The sequence below is a fragment of the Sutterella sp. KLE1602 genome, from assembly GCF_001578585.1.
GTDB lineage: Bacteria > Pseudomonadota > Gammaproteobacteria > Burkholderiales > Burkholderiaceae_F > Sutterella > Sutterella wadsworthensis_A.
The window spans coordinates 29,978-47,276 of the sequence record NZ_KQ968486.1 but is presented as its reverse complement, the minus strand read 5'-3'; the positions used below and the strand labels follow the sequence as shown (position 1 = coordinate 47,276).

General features: G+C 62.9%; 16 protein-coding genes. 7 read left to right on the top strand and 9 right to left on the bottom strand.

Going from position 1 to position 17,299, the window contains the following annotated elements; all coding sequences use genetic code 11:
• Positions 1 to 61: 61 nt before the first annotated feature.
• Together HMPREF3036_RS01045 and ompR are read right to left on the bottom strand one after the other, a co-directional pair.
• Entirely contained in the window at positions 62 to 1,537 is a 1,476-nt protein-coding gene (locus tag HMPREF3036_RS01045) for an ATP-binding protein (protein ID WP_062330878.1), read from the bottom strand.
• 137 nt (positions 1,538 to 1,674) lie between these two features.
• A complete protein-coding gene (ompR, locus tag HMPREF3036_RS01040) occupies positions 1,675 to 2,394 on the bottom strand; it encodes an osmolarity response regulator transcription factor OmpR (RefSeq protein ID WP_005433035.1) in 720 nt (239 codons plus the stop codon).
• 406 nt (positions 2,395 to 2,800) lie between these two features.
• Between ompR and HMPREF3036_RS01035 the strand changes: the two genes are divergently transcribed.
• The gene (locus HMPREF3036_RS01035) at positions 2,801 to 3,244 is read left to right on the top strand and encodes a hypothetical protein (protein WP_005433034.1); all 444 of its coding nucleotides are present in this window, start codon (positions 2,801 to 2,803) and stop codon (positions 3,242 to 3,244) included.
• 44 nt (positions 3,245 to 3,288) lie between these two features.
• Here the strand turns inward: HMPREF3036_RS01035 and HMPREF3036_RS11780 are convergent, their stop codons facing one another.
• On the bottom strand, positions 3,289 to 3,474 hold the full coding sequence (locus HMPREF3036_RS11780) for a hypothetical protein (protein WP_156469704.1): 186 nt from the start codon (positions 3,472 to 3,474) through the stop codon (positions 3,289 to 3,291).
• Between HMPREF3036_RS11780 and tsaB the strand changes: the two genes are divergently transcribed.
• The 5 genes from tsaB (at position 3,461) to panF (ending at position 7,531) form a co-directional block, all read left to right on the top strand.
• Positions 3,461 to 4,186: a tRNA (adenosine(37)-N6)-threonylcarbamoyltransferase complex dimerization subunit type 1 TsaB gene (gene tsaB, locus HMPREF3036_RS01030; protein WP_062330875.1), complete on the top strand. Its 726-nt coding sequence runs from the start codon at positions 3,461 to 3,463 to the stop codon at positions 4,184 to 4,186. The two genes, HMPREF3036_RS11780 and tsaB, sit on opposite strands and share 14 nt — an antisense overlap.
• On the top strand, positions 4,183 to 4,650 hold the full coding sequence (gene rimI, locus HMPREF3036_RS01025) for a ribosomal protein S18-alanine N-acetyltransferase (protein WP_156469703.1): 468 nt from the start codon (positions 4,183 to 4,185) through the stop codon (positions 4,648 to 4,650). Before tsaB ends, rimI begins: the two co-directional genes overlap by 4 nt.
• On the top strand, positions 4,644 to 5,594 hold the full coding sequence (locus HMPREF3036_RS12210; RefSeq protein WP_062330873.1) for a uracil-DNA glycosylase: 951 nt from the start codon (positions 4,644 to 4,646) through the stop codon (positions 5,592 to 5,594). Before rimI ends, HMPREF3036_RS12210 begins: the two co-directional genes overlap by 7 nt.
• Before the next feature lie 90 nt (positions 5,595 to 5,684).
• Entirely contained in the window at positions 5,685 to 6,026 is a 342-nt protein-coding gene (locus HMPREF3036_RS01015; RefSeq protein ID WP_062330869.1) for a YhdT family protein, read from the top strand.
• Positions 6,023 to 7,531 (top strand): sodium/pantothenate symporter, encoded by a 1,509-nt coding sequence (gene panF / locus HMPREF3036_RS01010; protein WP_082897304.1) that lies wholly within the window; start codon positions 6,023 to 6,025, stop codon positions 7,529 to 7,531. The genes HMPREF3036_RS01015 and panF overlap by 4 nt, the downstream gene beginning before the upstream one ends.
• 105 nt (positions 7,532 to 7,636) lie before the next feature.
• On the opposite strand, the gene HMPREF3036_RS01005 is transcribed toward panF, so the two are convergent.
• Entirely contained in the window at positions 7,637 to 8,209 is a 573-nt protein-coding gene (locus tag HMPREF3036_RS01005; protein ID WP_062330866.1) for a flavin reductase family protein, read from the bottom strand.
• 101 nt (positions 8,210 to 8,310) lie between these two features.
• Positions 8,311 to 8,952 (bottom strand): carbonic anhydrase, encoded by a 642-nt coding sequence (locus HMPREF3036_RS01000; RefSeq protein ID WP_005433021.1) that lies wholly within the window; start codon positions 8,950 to 8,952, stop codon positions 8,311 to 8,313.
• A 215-nt stretch (positions 8,953 to 9,167) separates the two neighbouring features.
• Here HMPREF3036_RS01000 and HMPREF3036_RS00995 point away from each other — a divergent pair, with 215 nt between their 5' ends.
• Entirely contained in the window at positions 9,168 to 9,986 is an 819-nt protein-coding gene (locus tag HMPREF3036_RS00995; protein ID WP_231853542.1) for a basic amino acid ABC transporter substrate-binding protein, read from the top strand.
• Between the two features lie 112 nt (positions 9,987 to 10,098).
• Here the strand turns inward: HMPREF3036_RS00995 and HMPREF3036_RS00990 are convergent, their stop codons facing one another.
• From HMPREF3036_RS00990 to HMPREF3036_RS00975, 4 genes are all read right to left on the bottom strand, one after another.
• Entirely contained in the window at positions 10,099 to 11,619 is a 1,521-nt protein-coding gene (locus HMPREF3036_RS00990) for a flavocytochrome c (RefSeq protein ID WP_062330864.1), read from the bottom strand.
• A gap of 270 nt (positions 11,620 to 11,889) precedes the next feature.
• Entirely contained in the window at positions 11,890 to 13,455 is a 1,566-nt protein-coding gene (gene guaA, locus HMPREF3036_RS00985) for a glutamine-hydrolyzing GMP synthase (protein ID WP_062330861.1), read from the bottom strand.
• A 114-nt stretch (positions 13,456 to 13,569) separates the two neighbouring features.
• Positions 13,570 to 15,036: an IMP dehydrogenase gene (guaB, locus tag HMPREF3036_RS00980; protein WP_062330858.1), complete on the bottom strand. Its 1,467-nt coding sequence runs from the start codon at positions 15,034 to 15,036 to the stop codon at positions 13,570 to 13,572.
• A 324-nt stretch (positions 15,037 to 15,360) separates the two neighbouring features.
• Positions 15,361 to 17,208 carry an AMP-dependent synthetase/ligase gene (locus tag HMPREF3036_RS00975; RefSeq protein ID WP_197457914.1) on the bottom strand — a complete coding sequence of 616 codons (1,848 nt, stop codon included), beginning with the start codon at positions 17,206 to 17,208 and terminating at the stop codon, positions 15,361 to 15,363.
• Positions 17,209 to 17,299: the final 91 nt, after the last annotated feature.

Sequence of the window (17,299 nt, the reverse complement as noted above, 5' to 3'; positions counted from 1 at the left end):
GCATGGGAAGTAATCCCATGCCTCCTATCCGATTTTCAGGTGCTTTCAGCTTGTTCCTGCATCACGCCTTCGGGTCTTCGTCGACGGGATCGGCGGGAACTGCGGGCTGTTTCTTCTGGATTTCCTTGAGCATCTTCTTCTCAAGCTTCTCCTGTTCCCGGGCCCGCTTCTCCTCCTTGGCCTTGACGGCGGCGGGATCGGCGGCGGGGAAGCATACGCGCACCAGAAGGCCGTGCGGATCCATGCTGTCGAGCTGCACGCTGCCGCCCGAGCGGCGGACGATGCGGTCGACGATGGCGAGGCCAAGGCCCGTGCCTGTCACGCCGCTTCGCGCGCTTTCGCCGCGCTCGAAGGGGCGCATGACGCGCTCGCGCTGGTCTTCAGGAAGGCCCGCGCCCTCGTCGCCGACGGTGAGCATGGCGTTCTTGCCGTTGTCGGTCAGGCCCGTCGTAATGTGGAGCCTGAGGATGCCGTCCTCGCTGCGGCCGTAGCGCATCGCGTTCGTGAAGAGGTTCTGCACGGCGCGGGAGAGCTCGAGCGGGTGAGCAACGATGAAGACGTTGGGCGCGATGTGGCTCGTGATCTTGACGGTCGAGTCGTTCGCAAGCCTGGCGTTGGACATGGCGTTCTGAACCGCCTCGCCCAGGTTGACGAGCTCCTGCTCCTCATGGCTGTGACGCGCGTAGGAGAGGAACTGGTTGACGATGTTCTCCATCTGCTCAAGGTCGCTCACCATGGCGGTGCGGGAGTCCTCGGGCAGGTCGGCGAGCTCGACCTCGAGGCGCAGGCGCGTGATCGGCGTGCGAAGGTCGTGGCTCACGCCCGCGAGAAGCAGCTCGCGGTCGGCCTCCATGCGGCGCAGGTCCTGCACCATGCGGTTGAAGCTCATGTTCACGGCCTGGATCTCGGCCGTGCCCGCATCCTCAGGAAGAGGATCGGGGACCTTGCCCTGACCGAGCTGCGCGGCCACCTGCGAGAGCTTGGCAAGCGGATCGATCACGTGCCGGGTGAGGAGCGTGGCGCCGAAGAGGCTGGCAAGACAGGCAGCGAGCGCCCACCAGAGCCAGGCGGTGCCGAGCGGCGGATTGAGGATGCCGCTGTCGGTCTGCATCCAGTAGGCGTCGCCGTCGATGTCGACCGAGACCCAGAGGCCCGAGACGCCATTGACGCTCGAGGCGAGGATCGTGTCCTGGCCGAGCTGGTGCTTGACGAGCTGCTCGATGAGGCCGTTGAAGCCGTCGCCCGAGAGGACGACGACCTTGTCGGTCGCATCGCGCGGCGAGAGAAGAAGGCCTTCGCGGGCGGCAAGAAGCTTCAGCAGGTCGACGCGAAAGAGCGGGTCGGCCGTCACGAGCGCGTACTTCGTCAGGTTCGCGGTCGAGACGATGTGCTGCGCGACGCCCTGCGAGTAGGGAAGTTCGGAGAGCACGCGGAAGCTCTGCAGCCAGCCGACGACGCTGAAGAAGATGAGGCCGCACAGCAGAATGAAGGTGCGCCAGAAGAGGCTCGGGCGATGGTTGCTGCGTAGGGAAAGCATGAGTGTGTCCGGCAGGTGTGGGTTGAAACCGTTTGGTGAAAGTGTAGCGGTTCTGTACTGCGGAAAAAGCTCCCGCCGCTTGTGGCGGACGGGAGCTTTCAGAATTTCTCAGAACTGGCCTGATGCGGTCCCGGCGATCAGCTGTGGCCGTCGGGGATGAAGACGTAGCCGAGGCCCCAGACCGTCTGCAGGTAGCGCGGCTTGGAGGGATCGGGTTCGATCAGCTTGCGAAGGCGGGAAACCTGCACGTCGAGCGAGCGGTCGAAGGCCTCGTATTCGCGGCCGCGGGCCATTTCCATCAGCTTGTCGCGGGAGAGCGGCTGGCGCGGATGGCGGGCGAAGGCCTTGAGGACGGCGAACTCGCCGGTCGTGAGCGGCTGCACCTCGCCGTTCTTCTTGAGTACGCGGGTGCCGAGGTCAAGCTCGAACTCGCCGAAGCGGACCGTCTCGTTTTCCAGCGAGGGAGCGCCCGGGGCGTCGCCCGCCGGACGGCGGCGGAGCACCGCATGGATGCGGGCAAGCAGTTCGCGCGGGTTGAAGGGTTTGGCGATGTAGTCGTCGGCGCCGAGCTCAAGACCGACGATGCGGTCGACGTCCTCGCCGCGGGCGGTGAGCATGATGACGGGCGTCATGTCCTTGGCGGCGCGAAGGCGGCGCAGAATCTGAAGGCCGTCCTCACCCGGCATCATCAGGTCGAGAATGAGGGCGTCGAAGTGCTCGCGAACCCAGAGGCGGCTCATCGCGGCGCCGTTTTCGCTCACGAATACCTGGAAGCCGTTTTCGCCGAGATAGCGGCGCAGAAGGTCGCGAAGTCGGGGATCGTCGTCAACAACGAGAATTTTGGGATTGCGTTCCACGGTGGTTCTCCGGAATCAGCGTCCGTTGCAAATCGGAATTTCGGGCGGGATTGCCGCGAAAGCCGTGTCGGACAGTAAGCCGTGCCTTTTGGACACTCTTTTGCATGACCCCATTGTCGCCTGTTACAAATGCCTCGTGGGAGGAAAACAAAATCGTGTTACAAAATCAGCCTCTTGTTAACAGGTCCTAAATCATGGTTTCTGCCTAGAAGAGCGGCGAACTGTATATTGACGATGCGGGGTTGGGAGACGGTCGGGCCCGGTGGTTCGAACCCATCCCGCGAACATGGTTGGGGACAACCCCTATGCGCCAAATGGCGAGCTGTCCCTGAACGACAACGGCGCAGGCGTTTTGAGGCGAAGGCCGGAAAATTCGTCTGCAGATTTCATGACGAGAAGCTAGCTTATGAGAAACAGCGCCATCATCGTGCTCTGCTGCCTCGGATGCAGTTCGGCGGCCGCCATGCCCGGGGCCGAGCCCGCTGCGGGTCTCGGGGACCACTGTCAGGAGGTCGAGGCGCCATGCATCCGCCAGTGGACCGAGATGTCCGCGAGCGAGCGTGCGCACCTGTGGCCCTATCTCGACGAGGTTTCCCGCGCTATGCACTGGCGCAGCATGAGCACCCGCGAGCGCAGCGACATGCGCAGGGAAATGTCCGCAGCCGACCGCGACAAGCTCAGAAAGCGCTTCTGCAGCGAGCAGGCGGGGGCCGTGATGTCGAAGGAGACGCGCAAGCTGCGTCGCGACGAACGTCAGCTCCTTCGTCAGCAGATCACGGAATTCCACGTTCAGCTCACGGGCAGCGGCGAAGGACGCGCGGCCTATGCGGCTGGCGCCTCGGCCCGATAGACGTTCGGACGGCAAGCCGTACGCAGGGGCGGCCGGAGATTCGATCACAGCAAGCCAAACAAGGCAAAACGGTCGTTCATCCGCAGGGGGGCGGCCTTTTTCGTGCCTCCGAGGGGCGCCGGAGGCTCGATGGTATAATGATCGAATTCATTGTGGGACGCCGATTTCGGGCGTTCGGAGGCCTTTTCGAGGCCTGCAGAAAACAACTGGACGGTCATGCCTTCATTCATTCTTGCTCTTGATACGGCGCACCAGCGGTGCAGCGCGGCCCTTCTGAGCCGCGACGGCGAAGTTTCGGCCTGGAAGTCCGAGACGGTCGGCAACAAGCATGCTGAACGCATCCTCGCCATGATCGACGAGCTCCTCGCCGAATGCGGCGCGGAAAAGAAGGACATCGCGCTCACGGCCTTCGGTGCAGGCCCCGGCAGCTTCACGGGCCTTCGCGTCGCCTGCGGCGTCGCTCAGGGCATCGCCTGGGCGCTCAGGACCGACGTGGCCGCCGTGTGCAATCTCGAGGCCGACGCGCTTGCGGCGGCCGAGGCCGCGCAGCTCGCGCCCGGCACGCGCCTTGCCGTCATGAACGACGCCCGCATGCAGGAGGCCTATTCCGCCCTTTATGAGGTGGTCGAGGGCCCGAGAGGCGTGCGCGAGGTGCTTGCGCCGCAACTCGTCAAGCCCGCCGATGCGCGCCGCTGGCTTGAGGAGGCGAAGGCCGATGCGCTCTGCGGCTCCGCCGCCGGCGTCTATGCCGAGGCGTTCAACCTCTCCGAAGGCTTCCCCCTTCACGAAATTCCCGAAGACATGGTGATGCGCATCGCGCGTCTCGGCCTCGCAGACGAGGCTGAGGGCCGTACGATGATCCCCGCGCTTGCCTCTCCGCTCTACGTGCGCGACCGCGTTGCGCTCACGATGCAGGAGCGTGCGAGGGGAGAGCGCCTGTGACGGACGGACTCCGCTTCAGGTCCGTGAGGCAGGGCGACGAGGAGATCCTCGCCGCCCTCGAGGCGATGGTGGAGCCGACCCCCTGGACGGCGGGCGACTTCGCCGACGTGCTCAGGAACGGCTGGTTCTGCGACGTGCTCGAGCTCGATGACGGCTCGATCGGCGCGTGGGCCGTCGTGATGCCGGTGCTTGACGAGGCGGAGCTTCTTACGATCGGCGTTCGTCCCGACTTGCAGGGCAGGGGGCTTGGCCGCGCCATGCTCGACAGGATGACGGATGCGATGCGCACCCGGAAGTGCACGCGCTGCCACCTCGAGGTGCGCGAATCGAACGAGCGTGCGATCCGTCTTTACGAAACCTCGGGTTTCGTGCGCGTGGGTCTTCGCAAGAACTACTACCGCACGGCCGAAGGCCGCGAGCATGCGGTCCTGATGACGCTTGAATTCGGAGGTGAGGCATGCTGAGCGCCGCCGACAGCCTGATGTGGGACGCCCTCGAGATCGGTCCGCAGTGGATTCTGCGCGAGACCGAAGACGTGACGCTTGCCGAAACCGCGCTTCGCGCCGAGCTCAGGCAGCCCGCACCGGCCGTTCGCTCCGCCGCGCCCGCTGCTCCTTCGAGGCCTGCGCCGCGTCCCGCCGCACGATCCACCGCACTGCCGCCGGGAATGCCTCCCGAGTTCGCGCCCCGTCCCGCACCCGCGAGACCCGCCCCCGTCGTTCGTCCCGTCGCCGAACCGATTTCAAGCGCCCCGCAGGCGCCCGCACTCGTGCTTCCGCCCGAAGTCGTCGCCGCCTGTGAAAAGGCGGACTGGTCGACGCTTGAGGGGCTTGCAGGCGCATGCACCTGCTGCTCGATGGCCAAAAGCCGCCAGCACGTCGTCTTCGCCGAAGGCGGTCCCGGGATGCGCATTGCGCTCGTGGGCGAGGCGCCCGGCAGCGAGGAGGACCTTCAGGGCATTCCGTTCGTCGGCAAGTCGGGCCAGCTGCTCACGCAGATGCTCGAGAGCATCGGCATCGAGCGCCGCCGCGACATCGCGATCATGAACGTGCTCAAGTGCCGCCCGCCGGGAAACCGCAATCCCGCGCCCGCCGAGGTGGCCTGCTGCGCAACCTATCTGCGCAGGCAGCTTCTTCTCGTTCGCCCCGACGTGCTTCTCATCATGGGACGCTTCGCCATGCAGACGTTGCTCGGTTTGGGACCCGACGCTTCGATCGGCAGCCAGCGAGGACGCGTGCACGACGTGACGATCGGCGACTTCGACACGAAGGCCGTCGTCAGCTATCATCCGTCCTACCTGCTTCGAGCTCCCGATGAAAAGGCCAAGGCCTGGGAGGATCTGACGCTCTTCAGGCGTCTGATCCGCGAAGCGGGCATCAAACTCGCTCCCGTCCATCACACACACTGACAACAAGGACGGGGTGTTTCCCCAATGGCGCAAAGACGCCGAAGAAGCCGTCGTCATCCTCATGGGCGAGGGCCGGAGGTAACATCGTCAATGACGAACAACAACGAGGTCCGGGACGCCGTGTCGCCGGACCGCACTCTCTATGACCGCGCACTTCGCGCTTCGGGGCGCGAGGCGGCGGCCACGCTCGCCGTCGCGGCCTTCACGATGGCGTACTTCTGGGCGGCGGTGTGGCTCCTTGAGGATTCGGATATGACGATCCTCTCCATGCCCGTCTGGTTCATGGCATCCTGCGTCGGCGGCTATTTCGTCAGCGTCGCGGCCGTCTGGGTGCTCGTGAAGCGCTGTTTCACCGACATCGACCTTGATGAAGCCGCCCGCGGCTACTCGGCGGGGAACCTTGAGAAGGCCGGCGGGGAGGATCAGTCGTGACGAACACCTTCCTGATTCTCCTTCCGATCGCGCTCTTTCTCGTCATGCTCATGGGGCTTTCGCTCTGGGCCGAGCGCGCGGGTCGCCGCAACCGCTTTGCAGGCGAATACTTCCTCGGCGACCGCAGCCTCAAGGGCTTCGTGCTCGCCATGACGCTCGTTGCGACCTACGGATCCGTCTCCTCCTTCGTTTCGGGGCCCGGCCTTGCCTGGCAACTCGGCCTCGGCTGGGTGGTCTTCGCCGCGCCGCAGATCATCGCGGGCTTTCTGATTCTCGGCGTGGCCGGCAAGAAGATGGCCGTCGTCTCGCGCGCCGCGGGGGCGCTGACCGTCATCGACATGATCCGCGCACGTTACGGCGACGGCCGGGGCGGACGGACGCTTGCGGCGCTGCTCGCAGTGCTGATGCTCGTCTTCTTCACGACGATGATGATCGGTCAGTTCATCGGCGGCGCACAGATCTTCTCGAAGGCCGCGGGCGTGAGCTACGGCTGGGGGCTCGTGCTCTTCGGCGCCGTCACCGTGCTCTACACGGCCTTCGGTGGCTTCAGGGCCGTGGCCGTTACCGACACGGCCTGCGCCGTTCTGATGCTCGTGGGCATGGGCGCGCTCGGCTGGAACATCCTCGAGACGGGCGGCGGACTCGCCCAGGTGATGGCGAACGTCGCCGCAGCAGCTCCCCGCGGGGCGGGCAGTGAGGGCGTGCTGCTCTCGCCCACCTCGGGCGGCGCGCTAGCAACGTCGCTGCTTTTGTCCGCATGGGTGCTCGTGGGCTTCGGCACGCTCGGGTTGCCCCAGTCGGCCGTGCGCTGCATGAGCTACCGCCGCTCCTCCGACCTGCATCAGGCCATGATCGTCTCGACCGTCGTCTGTGGTGCGCTCATGATCGGCATGACCGTGATGGGCGTCTTTGCCCGAGGCATGCTCGACGTGCCTCTCTCCGAGATGGGCGGCACGACGGACGCCGTGATGCCTTACCTGATCGCCAACTACATGGATCCCGTAACGGCGGGCGTGACGCTCATCGGCCCTCTGGCCGCCACGATGTCGACGGTGAGTTCGCTTCTTCTCGCGGCCGCCTCCGCCATCATGAAGGACCTCGTGCTCTTTCACCGCCCAGAGGCGGGCCGCAACGAGGCCAGGCTTCGCATGACGACGAGGCTCATGACGGGGGCGCTCGGACTCCTTGCGCTGATTCTGGCGCTCGAGCCTCTTGACGTCATCGCCTGGATCAACCTCTTTGCATTCGGCGGCCTTGAACTCGCCTTCCTGATGCCGCTGATCGGCGGTCTCTTCTGGCGCGGCGCAACGGCAGGAGGTGCACTTGTTTCCGTTGCGGGCAGCATCGCCTTCTATCTCGCCGTCACGATCTTCAAGATTCCGATGGGAGGCGCGCATGCCATCGCACCCTGCATGGTCGTGGCGGCCGTGCTCTTCGTTGCTGGCTCAAGGCTGACGCCCGCATCTCCCGCGAAGGCGATCGACCTCTTCTTCCCGAGGCGATGACGGGCGGAAGGGCTTTGCCCCAATAGGGAGAAATGAAAAAGGAGTTGGGCGCTGGCTCAACTCCTTTTTGATTTCCGGGCTTTCAGCAAAAAGCCGCATCTTGACTCAGGCGGAGGCCGGAACTTCAAGCGCGTCGCCAATGGTGTAGAAATGGCCGCCGGCCACGTAGTGCAGCGTTCGCAAGTCGTCGGGAGCCTCTTCGAAGTTCCAACGGCCGTTGACGAAGACGCGATCGTCGGCAAAGGCGGCGACGGCTTCACCAATGAACAGATCGTAGGCTTCCTGGTTGTGCAACTCGGGCACGACGCGGAAGACGATCCAGGCGGCACAGCCTTCGAGCAAGGGCATGTCATATTCGGGAAGCGTCACGAGACGAGTACCGCATTCCTCAAGCTTGCGCGGATTGTCGTTCTTGCTGACCGTACCGAGATTCATGACGATCGGAGCGATGGCTGCCGTTGGAATCATCAGAGCGAAAAAACCGCTTTTTTCGATGAGCTTGCGGGTGTAGTGGCTCTTGTCGATGACGACTGTGGCCTTGCACGGCGTCAGGTCGAGAGCTGTAGCCCAGGCGGCGGCCATGATGTCTGCGTCGCCCTCGTGAGCCGCGCTCACGAGCGTCGTGGCGCCGATGTTCAAAAGTCGATATGCGCGGTCTAGATCGATTGGCTTCATCATGATTTGAAATGTTTCCCGTTGTTGGAGTCTGGAAGCTAGGAGTTCAGTCGGAGAGAATTCGCGGTGCGAGGGCCGGGCGCGGAAAAGTCTGCGCAGCTTGTTCAGAGCTCGGAGAGCTTGGTTGCCTCGAAGTCCTCCGCTTCGGCATTCCAGACGTACATGGTACCGCTGGCAAGGTCGTAGTAGAGGGCGTGGAGTGCGAGCGTGCCTGCATCGACGCGGGACTTGACCCAGTCGTAGGAGAGCAGGCTGTCGATGGACTGCAGTACGGTGCCTTCCTCACAGCGTCGTGCGCGGACGTCGGCGGGTTCGTCGGGATCCTCATGCTCGAGTTCTTCGAGGACGGGATGGGCGAGGCAGAGCCAGCGAGAGATGTAGGGCTCCTTCGAGACGACTTCAGGGTGCAGGAGGCCGTGAATGCCGCCGCAGTTCGAGTGTCCCATGACGATGATGTTGCGCACGTCGAGGTGCTTCACGGCGTATTCGACGGCGGAGACGACCGCATCATGTTCGCCTGCCTTCTCGACATCGGGAACGATCGCGGCAATGCTTCGGGCGACGAAGAGGTCGCCCGGACGGCACCCCATCAGAATGGCGGGGTCGACGCGCGAGTCGCAACAGGCCACGACGAGCGTCTTCGGACTCTGGCCGTGGACGAGGCTGCTGAAGAATTCGCGCTCGCGGAGGAAGTAGTCTTCCTTGAAGTTGTGGAAGCCCTGAATCAGTTCGTGAAAATTCTGCATGGCTGGTGCACTGAATGAAGTGACGACTATCTTACGCCTCGCGGCCTCAGGACGCCAAGCCGGCCCCCTGATATGAATCCAATGGATACTGCAGGGCGCGGTTGATCGCGGCGAACCGTGCTACGTGCAATCGCCTAGGTCTGATGGCCTAGTTCTGTCACAAGGGAAATTCAGGCGGATACACTCATTCCTGTCGAGCGGCCGACGGGCCGCTTGTGACGCCCGGCGGGAGCCGGACGCGACAATTCGATCAACACCGGAACAATCCAGTAGAACACAGGAAAAGGAACCTTCGGTATGAACATGAAGAAGCTCGTCGCAGCGACAGCGCTCGCTCTTATGGTTGTCGGCACGAAACACTGCGCGTCGGCAGTGAAACCGTCTATCCTCCTTTCGAATTCCTCGACTCCAACTCAGGCAAGTACGTCGGCTTCGACATCGATCTGATCGACGAGGTGGCCAAGCGCGCCGGGTTCGAACCCCAGATTCTCTCCATGGGGCTTGACGGCCTCATTCCCGCCCTGATGTCGGGATCCATCGACGTGGCGGTCTTCGCCCTCACGATTACGCCGGAGCGTGCCGCCAAGGTCGACTTCACGAAGCCGTACTATGAATCTGGGCTTTCCATCATGGCCCGCAAGGACGATGCTTCCATCAAGGGCGTGAAGGATCTGGAGAACAAGGTGCTCTGCGCTGAAATCGGTTCCTCAGGCTCCGTCTTCATGTCCAAGATCAAGGGCGCCAAAATCCGCACCTTCAATTCGGCGGGTGAGGCCTTCCTCGAGCTCAACAACAAGGGGTGCGAGGCCATCGTCAACGACAAGCCCGTCAACGAGTACTTCCTGACTCAGAAGGCCTCCGCCAACTTCAACCTGCGCGAAGTGCCCGGTGTCCTGAAGGCGGAAAACTACGGCTTTGCCATCCGCAAGGGCGACGACAAGCTGCGCGCCCGTCTTGACAAGGTCCTCGACGAAATCCGCGCCGACGGCACCTACGACAAGATCTACGCCAAGTGGTTCGGCGGCAACAAGTGAGCTTGATGCACCATTGAGCTTCTGAGTGAAAGCAAAGCGCCCGCTGATGGTTTCATCAGGCGGGCGCTTGGATTATTGGTGACGCTGTTCTGGAAGGTTACAGGTCAACTGCTCAGGCCTTGGGACTGGCTGCTGCGGAAAGACCGGCCTGACGGCCGTTCACGAGGCAATCCATCACGGCGCAAGCTCCGATTCGAACCGCACCATGAATGCCGCCCACGCATTCACCGGCTGCAAAAAGACCGGGGATCGGCTTATCCGTTTCAACGTCGAGAACGGCTGTCTCAACGTTGACGGCGACGCCGCCCATGCAGTGGTGAACCTTCGGGCTCATTTCTGATACGTAGAACGGGGCTCGGCCAAGTGCTTTGGCGCGCTTGTCGAAGCGTCGGCCGAAGTCTGCGTCGCGTCCAGCGGAGAGCAGTTCGTTATAGCGGGCAATGGTGGAGTCAAGAGATTTGCGGTCGATGCCGTAAGCCTCGGCAAGTTCGGCGAGCGAGGCAAACTGACGCAAGGCCCCGGATTTTAGGATCTTTTGAGTCAGGCCGGGACGGACGACTTCCATTTCGTCAACGCCGTTTTGATCGGAAATGGCAAGAGCCTTGCCTCCGCGGTTGATGACGCCGAGTATGGCGTCAGTGCATACCTTGCGGTCTCCGAACTCATCGACAAAGCGACTCCCTGTCTTGGAGTCAACCCAGACGCCGTAGAGGCTGCCTGCGATAGTGGCAAAATGGCTCGCAAGCCCCATGCCTTTTTCGACAGGCGAGCAGGAGGGCAGGCACTGGATCCAGTCAGCCTGAATGACATTCGCACCAATACGACTGGCTTGACGCAGTCCCTCTGCAGTGGCTCCCGGCTGGTTGGTTGTGAGGAACGCTTCTCCGAGCTTGGGATCGAGACGCTTTCTGTAGTTGACGTCCGCACCGAAGCCGCCGAAGGCGAGCACAACGCCGCGAGTGACGCCGATAGTTTTAACCGTTCCAGACTCGGGCTTGTTGAACGTCCACCCTTCGCGCACTTGCACGCCAGTCACGCGTCCATCCTCTTCTCGGAAGATCTTCTCCAGCAAAGTGCGGGTGCAAAGCGGAACGCCCATCGCTTTGAGCTTGGAGGAACATGGAACGAGAATGCCCTGACCGGTTCCCTGTTTTGTCACCATGCATCGGGCTGAGGAGTGTCCTCCCTTGCCTGTCAAGTGCGTGTTCCACTCAACTCCCATGGACGTGCGGGTCCACTCAAAAGTTTCCGAGGCTTTTTCGCAGACAAAGCGAATTAGCTCAGGATTGCCAAGTCCCTGACCGATTCGAGTCATGTCGGCAATCAGCTTTTCGGGGGAATCCTCGATGCCCTGGGCTTTCTGAACGCTTGATCCAGGTACGGCCATCATGCCGCCGGAGAGAGACGAGTTTCCGCCGAGGAAGGCCATTTTCTCAATAACCTTGACCTTGACGCCTTTTTCGGCAGCTGCAAGCGCAGCTGCCATGCCGGCGAATCCTGAGCCGACAATGAGCACGTCAGTCATTTCGTCATAGTGGCGTGCAGGCGTTGCTGCGTGGGCGGCTGCAGGTACGAGCAGTGCGGAAGTTGCTCCGCCGAGAACTGCGCGGCGGGAAACGGTGAATTGGGTCATGAGCATGCTCCTTTCAAGATCCTCATCGAGAGAGTAAGGTCGTGGCGGACGGTCAGTCTGGTTGGCCTCCCGATGAAAGCGGACGAATGATCGGAACAAGTCTACTCTTGAGATGCGCTCTCTCAGACGATAAATCAGAAGCCAAAACATGACTTGGAGCAAGTGTCGGGAGAATTAGGCGGTTGCCCGAAAGAGGGGGCTCTGAGAAAAAAAGAAAACCCTGAAAAACAAGAGTTTTTCAGGGTTTGACTTTATGTCAAAGCGAGAAGGTTATTCCCACTCAATGGTGGCGGGCGGCTTGCCCGAGACGTCATAGACGACGCGGTTGATGCCGCGGACTTCATTGATGATGCGGTTGGAAACCTTGCCGAGAAGTTCGTACGGCAGGTGGCTCCAGACGGCGGTCATGAAGTCGGACGTTTCGACGCAGCGCAGGCTCACGACCCATTCGTAGGTGCGGCCGTCGCCCATGACGCCCACGGACTTGACCGGGAGGAAGACCACGAAGGCCTGGCTAACCTTGTCGTAGAGGTCGAAGTTGCGGAGTTCTTCGATGAAGATCGCGTCGGCTTCACGGAGAAGGTCGGCGTATTCACGCTTGACTTCGCCGAGGATGCGCACGCCGAGGCCCGGACCCGGGAACGGGTGACGATAGACCATTTCGGCCGGAAGGCCGAGTTCGACGCCGAGCTCGCGGACTTCGTCCTTGAAGAGGGAGCGCAGCGGTTCGAGGAGCTTGAGGTGCAGCGTGTCGGGAAGACCGCCCACGTTGTGGTGGGACTTGATGGTCTTGGCCTTCTTCGTCTTGGCGCCGGCGGACTCGATGACGTCGGGGTAGATCGTGCCCTGGGCGAGCCATTTGGCGGCCGTGAGCTTGGCGGCTTCTTCCTGGAAGATCTCGACGAAGACGCGGCCGATGATCTTGCGCTTCTGTTCCGGATCGGTGACACCGGCGAGTTCGTTCATGAAGCGGTCGACGGCATCGACGACGATGAGCTTGAGGCCCATGTTCTTTTCGAACGTTTCACGAACCTGTTCGCGTTCGTTCTTGCGAAGGAGGCCGTTGTCGACGAAGACGCAGGTGAGCTGCTTGCCGATGGCGCGGTGGATGAGCGCGGCGGCCACGGAGGAGTCGACGCCGCCGGAGAGGCCGAGAATGACTTCTTCGTCACCGACCTGCTCGCGGATCTGCGCGACGGCTTCGGCGACGTAGTCGCCCATGACCCAGTCGGCGGAGCACTTGCAGATGTCGAGCACGAAGCGGTTGAGCATTTCGCGGCCTTTGAGCGTGTGCGTCACCTCCGGATGGAACTGGACGGCATAGAAGCCCTTTTCCTCGTTGCACATGCCGGCGATCGGGCAGGAGGGCGTGGAGCACATGACCTTGAAGCCCGGGGGAAGCTCGGCAACCTTGTCGCCGTGGCTCATCCAGACCTTGAGCATGCCGTGGCCTTCCTCGGTGCGGAAGTCCTCAATGCCTTCGAGAAGCTTGGTGTGGCCGTGGGCGCGGACTTCGGCGTAGCCGAACTCACGCTTCGTGCCGCTTTCGACGCGGCCGCCGAGCTGCTGGGCCATCGTCTGCATGCCGTAGCAGATGCCGAGAACCGGAACGCCGGCTTCGAACACGGCCTGGCTAGCCTGGTCGTTGCTTTCTTCATAGGCGCTCATGTGAGAGCCGGAAAGAATGATGCCCTTCGGGTTGTATTCGCGGATGAATTCCGCGGACACGTCGTTGGGGTGAACTTCACAGTAGACGTGGGCTTCGCGCACGCGGCGGGCGATGAGCTGGGTCACCTGGCTGCCGAAGTCGAGAATGAGGATGCGGTCGTGAGACATGTATCTGTAGTCCGTGTGGAAAAAGAAATTGGCGATTGCATTCTATAAGAAATGCGAAAGGCGCGGCGGGAAAAACCGCCGCGCCTTGACGTCAGAGCCTGTCAGCCGTCGGAATTAGTGTTCCTGACGGTAGTTCGGGGCTTCCTTCGTGATCTTCACGTCATGGACGTGGGATTCACGCCAGCCGGCGGCCGTGATTTCGACGAACTGGGCGCGGGTGCGCATTTCGTCGATCGTGCGGCAGCCGCAGTAGCCCATGGAGGAGCGCAGGCCGCCGATCATCTGATAGATGATCTGGGCGAGCGGGCCCTTGTACGGGACCATGCCTTCGATGCCTTCCGGAACGAACTTGTCGATGTTGCCCTGGTTGTTGTCCTGGAAGTAGCGGTCGGCGGAACCCTTGCCCATGGCACCGAGGGAGCCCATGCCGCGGTAGGACTTGTAGGAGCGGCCCTGGTAGAGGATGACTTCACCCGGGGCTTCGTCCGTACCGGCGAACATGCCGCCCATCATGACGGCGTTGGCACCGGCAGCGATGGCCTTGGAGATGTCGCCGGAGAAGCGGATGCCGCCGTCGGCGATGCAGGGAACGCCCGTGTCGCGGAGAGCTTCGGCGACGTTGGAGATGGCGGAGATCTGCGGAACGCCGACACCGGCGACGATGCGGGTCGTGCAAATGGAGCCCGGGCCGATACCGACCTTGACGCAGTCGGCGCCGGCATCAACGAGAGCCAGAGCGGCAGCGGCCGTGGCGATGTTGCCGCCGATGACCTGCAGGTTGGGATAGTGTTCCTTGACCCACTTGACGCGGTTCAGAACGCCCTGGGAGTGGCCGTGGGCCGTGTCGACGACGATGACGTCGACACCGGCGTCAACGAGCTTCTCGACACGTTCTTCCGTGCCGCCGCCGACGGAGACGCCGGCACCGACGAGCAGCTTGCCGGAGGCGTCCTTGGCAGCGAACGGGTGGTCCGTGGCCTTGGTGATGTCCTTGACGGTCATGAGGCCTGCGAGGTTGAAGTCGTCGTCAACGACGAGAACGCGCTCGAGGCGGTGGGCGTGCATGAGGGCCTTGGCTTCTTCGAGGGAGGCGCCTTCCTTGACCGTGACCAGGCGTTCACGCGGGGTCATGACTTCGGAGACCGGAACGGACATGCGGGTTTCGAAGCGGAGGTCGCGGTTGGTGACCATGCCGAGAACCTTCTTGCCGTCAACGACCGGGAGACCGGAGATGTGCTTTTCGCGGGCGAGGGCGATGACGTCGCCGACGAGCATGTCGGGGCCGATGGTGATCGGTTCGGCAACAACGCCGGCTTCATGACGCTTGACCTTAAGGACTTCAGCGGCCTGCTGGTCGGCGGACATGTTCTTGTGAATGAAGCCGATGCCGCCTTCCTGAGCGATGGCGATGGCGAGACGGGCTTCCGTAACCGTGTCCATCACGGCGGAAACCATCGGAATGTTGATACGGAGATTACGCGTCAGCTGCGTGGCGAGTTGGGTATCGCGGGGGAGGACTTCGGAATAGGCGGGGACGAGAAGAACGTCGTCGAAGGTGAGAGCCTTCTGAAGGATTCGCATAACAACCTCTAAGCACAAAAAAAAATATACGTGCGTATCCTCGACGTGTATGCGAAGGTCGAAGATGCGCGCGTAAATAGGAAATTGAACGCCCGCAGTACAGGAGGGATCTGGCATCCGCTGACCTGCTCTTCTGCAGAAGCGGGAGTGGTCTCGACCGGTTCTGCAATTGGGAGATTGATTTGCGGCAGTAGTGTAGCGCGTTTTTTGCGGCTTGTGGGATTTTGGATGAAATATTTTCGAGCGTCCCTGAAACCGCTGCCGCACAATGAAAGAGAGGGGCGTCCTTTTCGGACGCCCCTCTGGGAAGGTGTGCCTCAGGTCTCAGCGGGAGGCGTAGAGCCTTTCGATGAGCTTGGCGTGGGCCGTCATGATCTGCGGGCGGCGCAGCTTCATGGTGGGCGTGAGCAGGCCGTTGTCGACGGTCCAGGGCTCGCGCGTGATGGCGACGGCGCGTGGGACGCCGTACTGCGGGAAGGCGCGACAGGCATGACGCACGCGGCGCAGGCACTGGCGCTGGACGTCGCGGGACTGGAGCGTGGCGGGATCCTCGGGGTCGAGGTCGAGGTCGGCGCAGAAGGCGGGCCAGAGCTTGGGATTGACGACTACGAGGCAGGTGACGTAGGGCAGGTTGTCGCCGATGACGAGGACCTGCTCGAAGAGACGGTCCTCCTGGATGGCGAACTCGACGTCGACGGGCGGGATCTTCTCACCGGTGCTCGTGACGATGATTTCCTTGATGCGGCCTTTGATGCGCACGCGGCCGCCGTCGGAGAGGTCGGCCTGATCACCCGTGCGGAACCAGCCGTCCTCGAAGGCCGCGGCCGTGTCGAGCGGACGGTTCCAGTAGCCCTTCATCACCTGGGGACCGCGCACGAGGAGCTCGTCGTTGGCGCCGAGCTTCACTTCGCAGTCGGGCACGGGATGGCCCACGCAGTCGGGGTGGTTGTCCTTCATGCGGGTGAAGGAGACGATGGGCGAGGTTTCGGTGAGGCCATAGAGCTGCAGGATGTTGATGCCGAGCGCGCAGAAGAAGCGTGCGACGGCGTAGTTGAGGCTTGCGCCGCCTGCAAACGTGGCGCGCAGGCGGCCGCCGAAGATCTCACGGACTTCGGACGCGATCTCGACGTCGAGCTGGGGCCAGACGGTTTCGTCGAGCTGTGCGCGGGGCGAGAGCTCGATCGGAAGGTGGTTGGCCTCGGCGAAGCGGCGCCAGCCGGTCTCAAGCGCCCAAGCGGTCTGGTGGCGCTTCTCCTCGGAGCTCTCTGCAAGCTCGTGCAGGAGCCTCTGGTGGATCTTCTCGTAGATGCGGGGTACCGAGCACATGAGCGTGGGCCTTACTTCGCGCAGGTCGTTCTCGATCTGCGCGGCGTTGCGGGCGAAGGCCATGGCGCCGCCGTTGGCGAGCGAGTTGTAGTGCGCGACGGTGCGCTCGAACGTGTGCGAGAAGGGCAGGAACGAGAGGAAGACGTCCTCCTCGTTAAAGTCGTAGCACTTGTTGATCTGCTGGACGTTGGAGACGATGTTGCGGTGCGTGATCATCACGCCCTTGGGGCGGCCCGTGGTGCCCGAGGTGTAGATGAAGCCCGCGAGGTCGTCGGCGCAGGGCTCGGGCGGGAGCTCGTCGTCGGAGACGCCCTCGCCGGTGGCAAGCCAGCCCTCGAGGCTAGAAAGGACGATGTCCCTGCCGCTCAGGTGTGTGACGGAGCCGGGCTCGACCTGCTCGTTCGTGAAGACGACGAGCTGCATGTCGGGCAGGCCCTCCTCGCCTGCGGCCTCGGCGATGGCGTTCCAGCGTGCGCGCGACGTGGTGACGAGGAAGCGCGCGTTGGAGTCCCTGAGGATGTAGGCGGAGGAGCCCGCGGTGTCGATGGCGTGAAGGGGCGTGGGCACGAGGCCGCCGCACAGGGCCGCCTCGTCGAACGTGACGGCGTCGATGCAGTTGGTGAGCAGCATCGCGACGCGCTCGCCCTTGACAAGGCCCATGTGCGTGAAGGCGCGGCGCCAGCGCATCACCTGTTCGTGGAACGTCCGCCAGGTGATGGAGTACCAGCGGCGCTCCGCATAGTCGTACTGGCGGAACGCCTCGCGTTCGGGCCAGGCGGCGACCGTGTGGCGGAGCATGTCCGGAATGGTGCGGAAGTCGTCGACAAAGGATCGGGTGTTCGTCACGTGAGTCTCTCAAGCGAAAGGTGTCTCGTTGCCGCGGCACTTGGACGCCGCGGGTCAGCGGATCAATTTTCTTCAAAAATGGCCTGCGGAT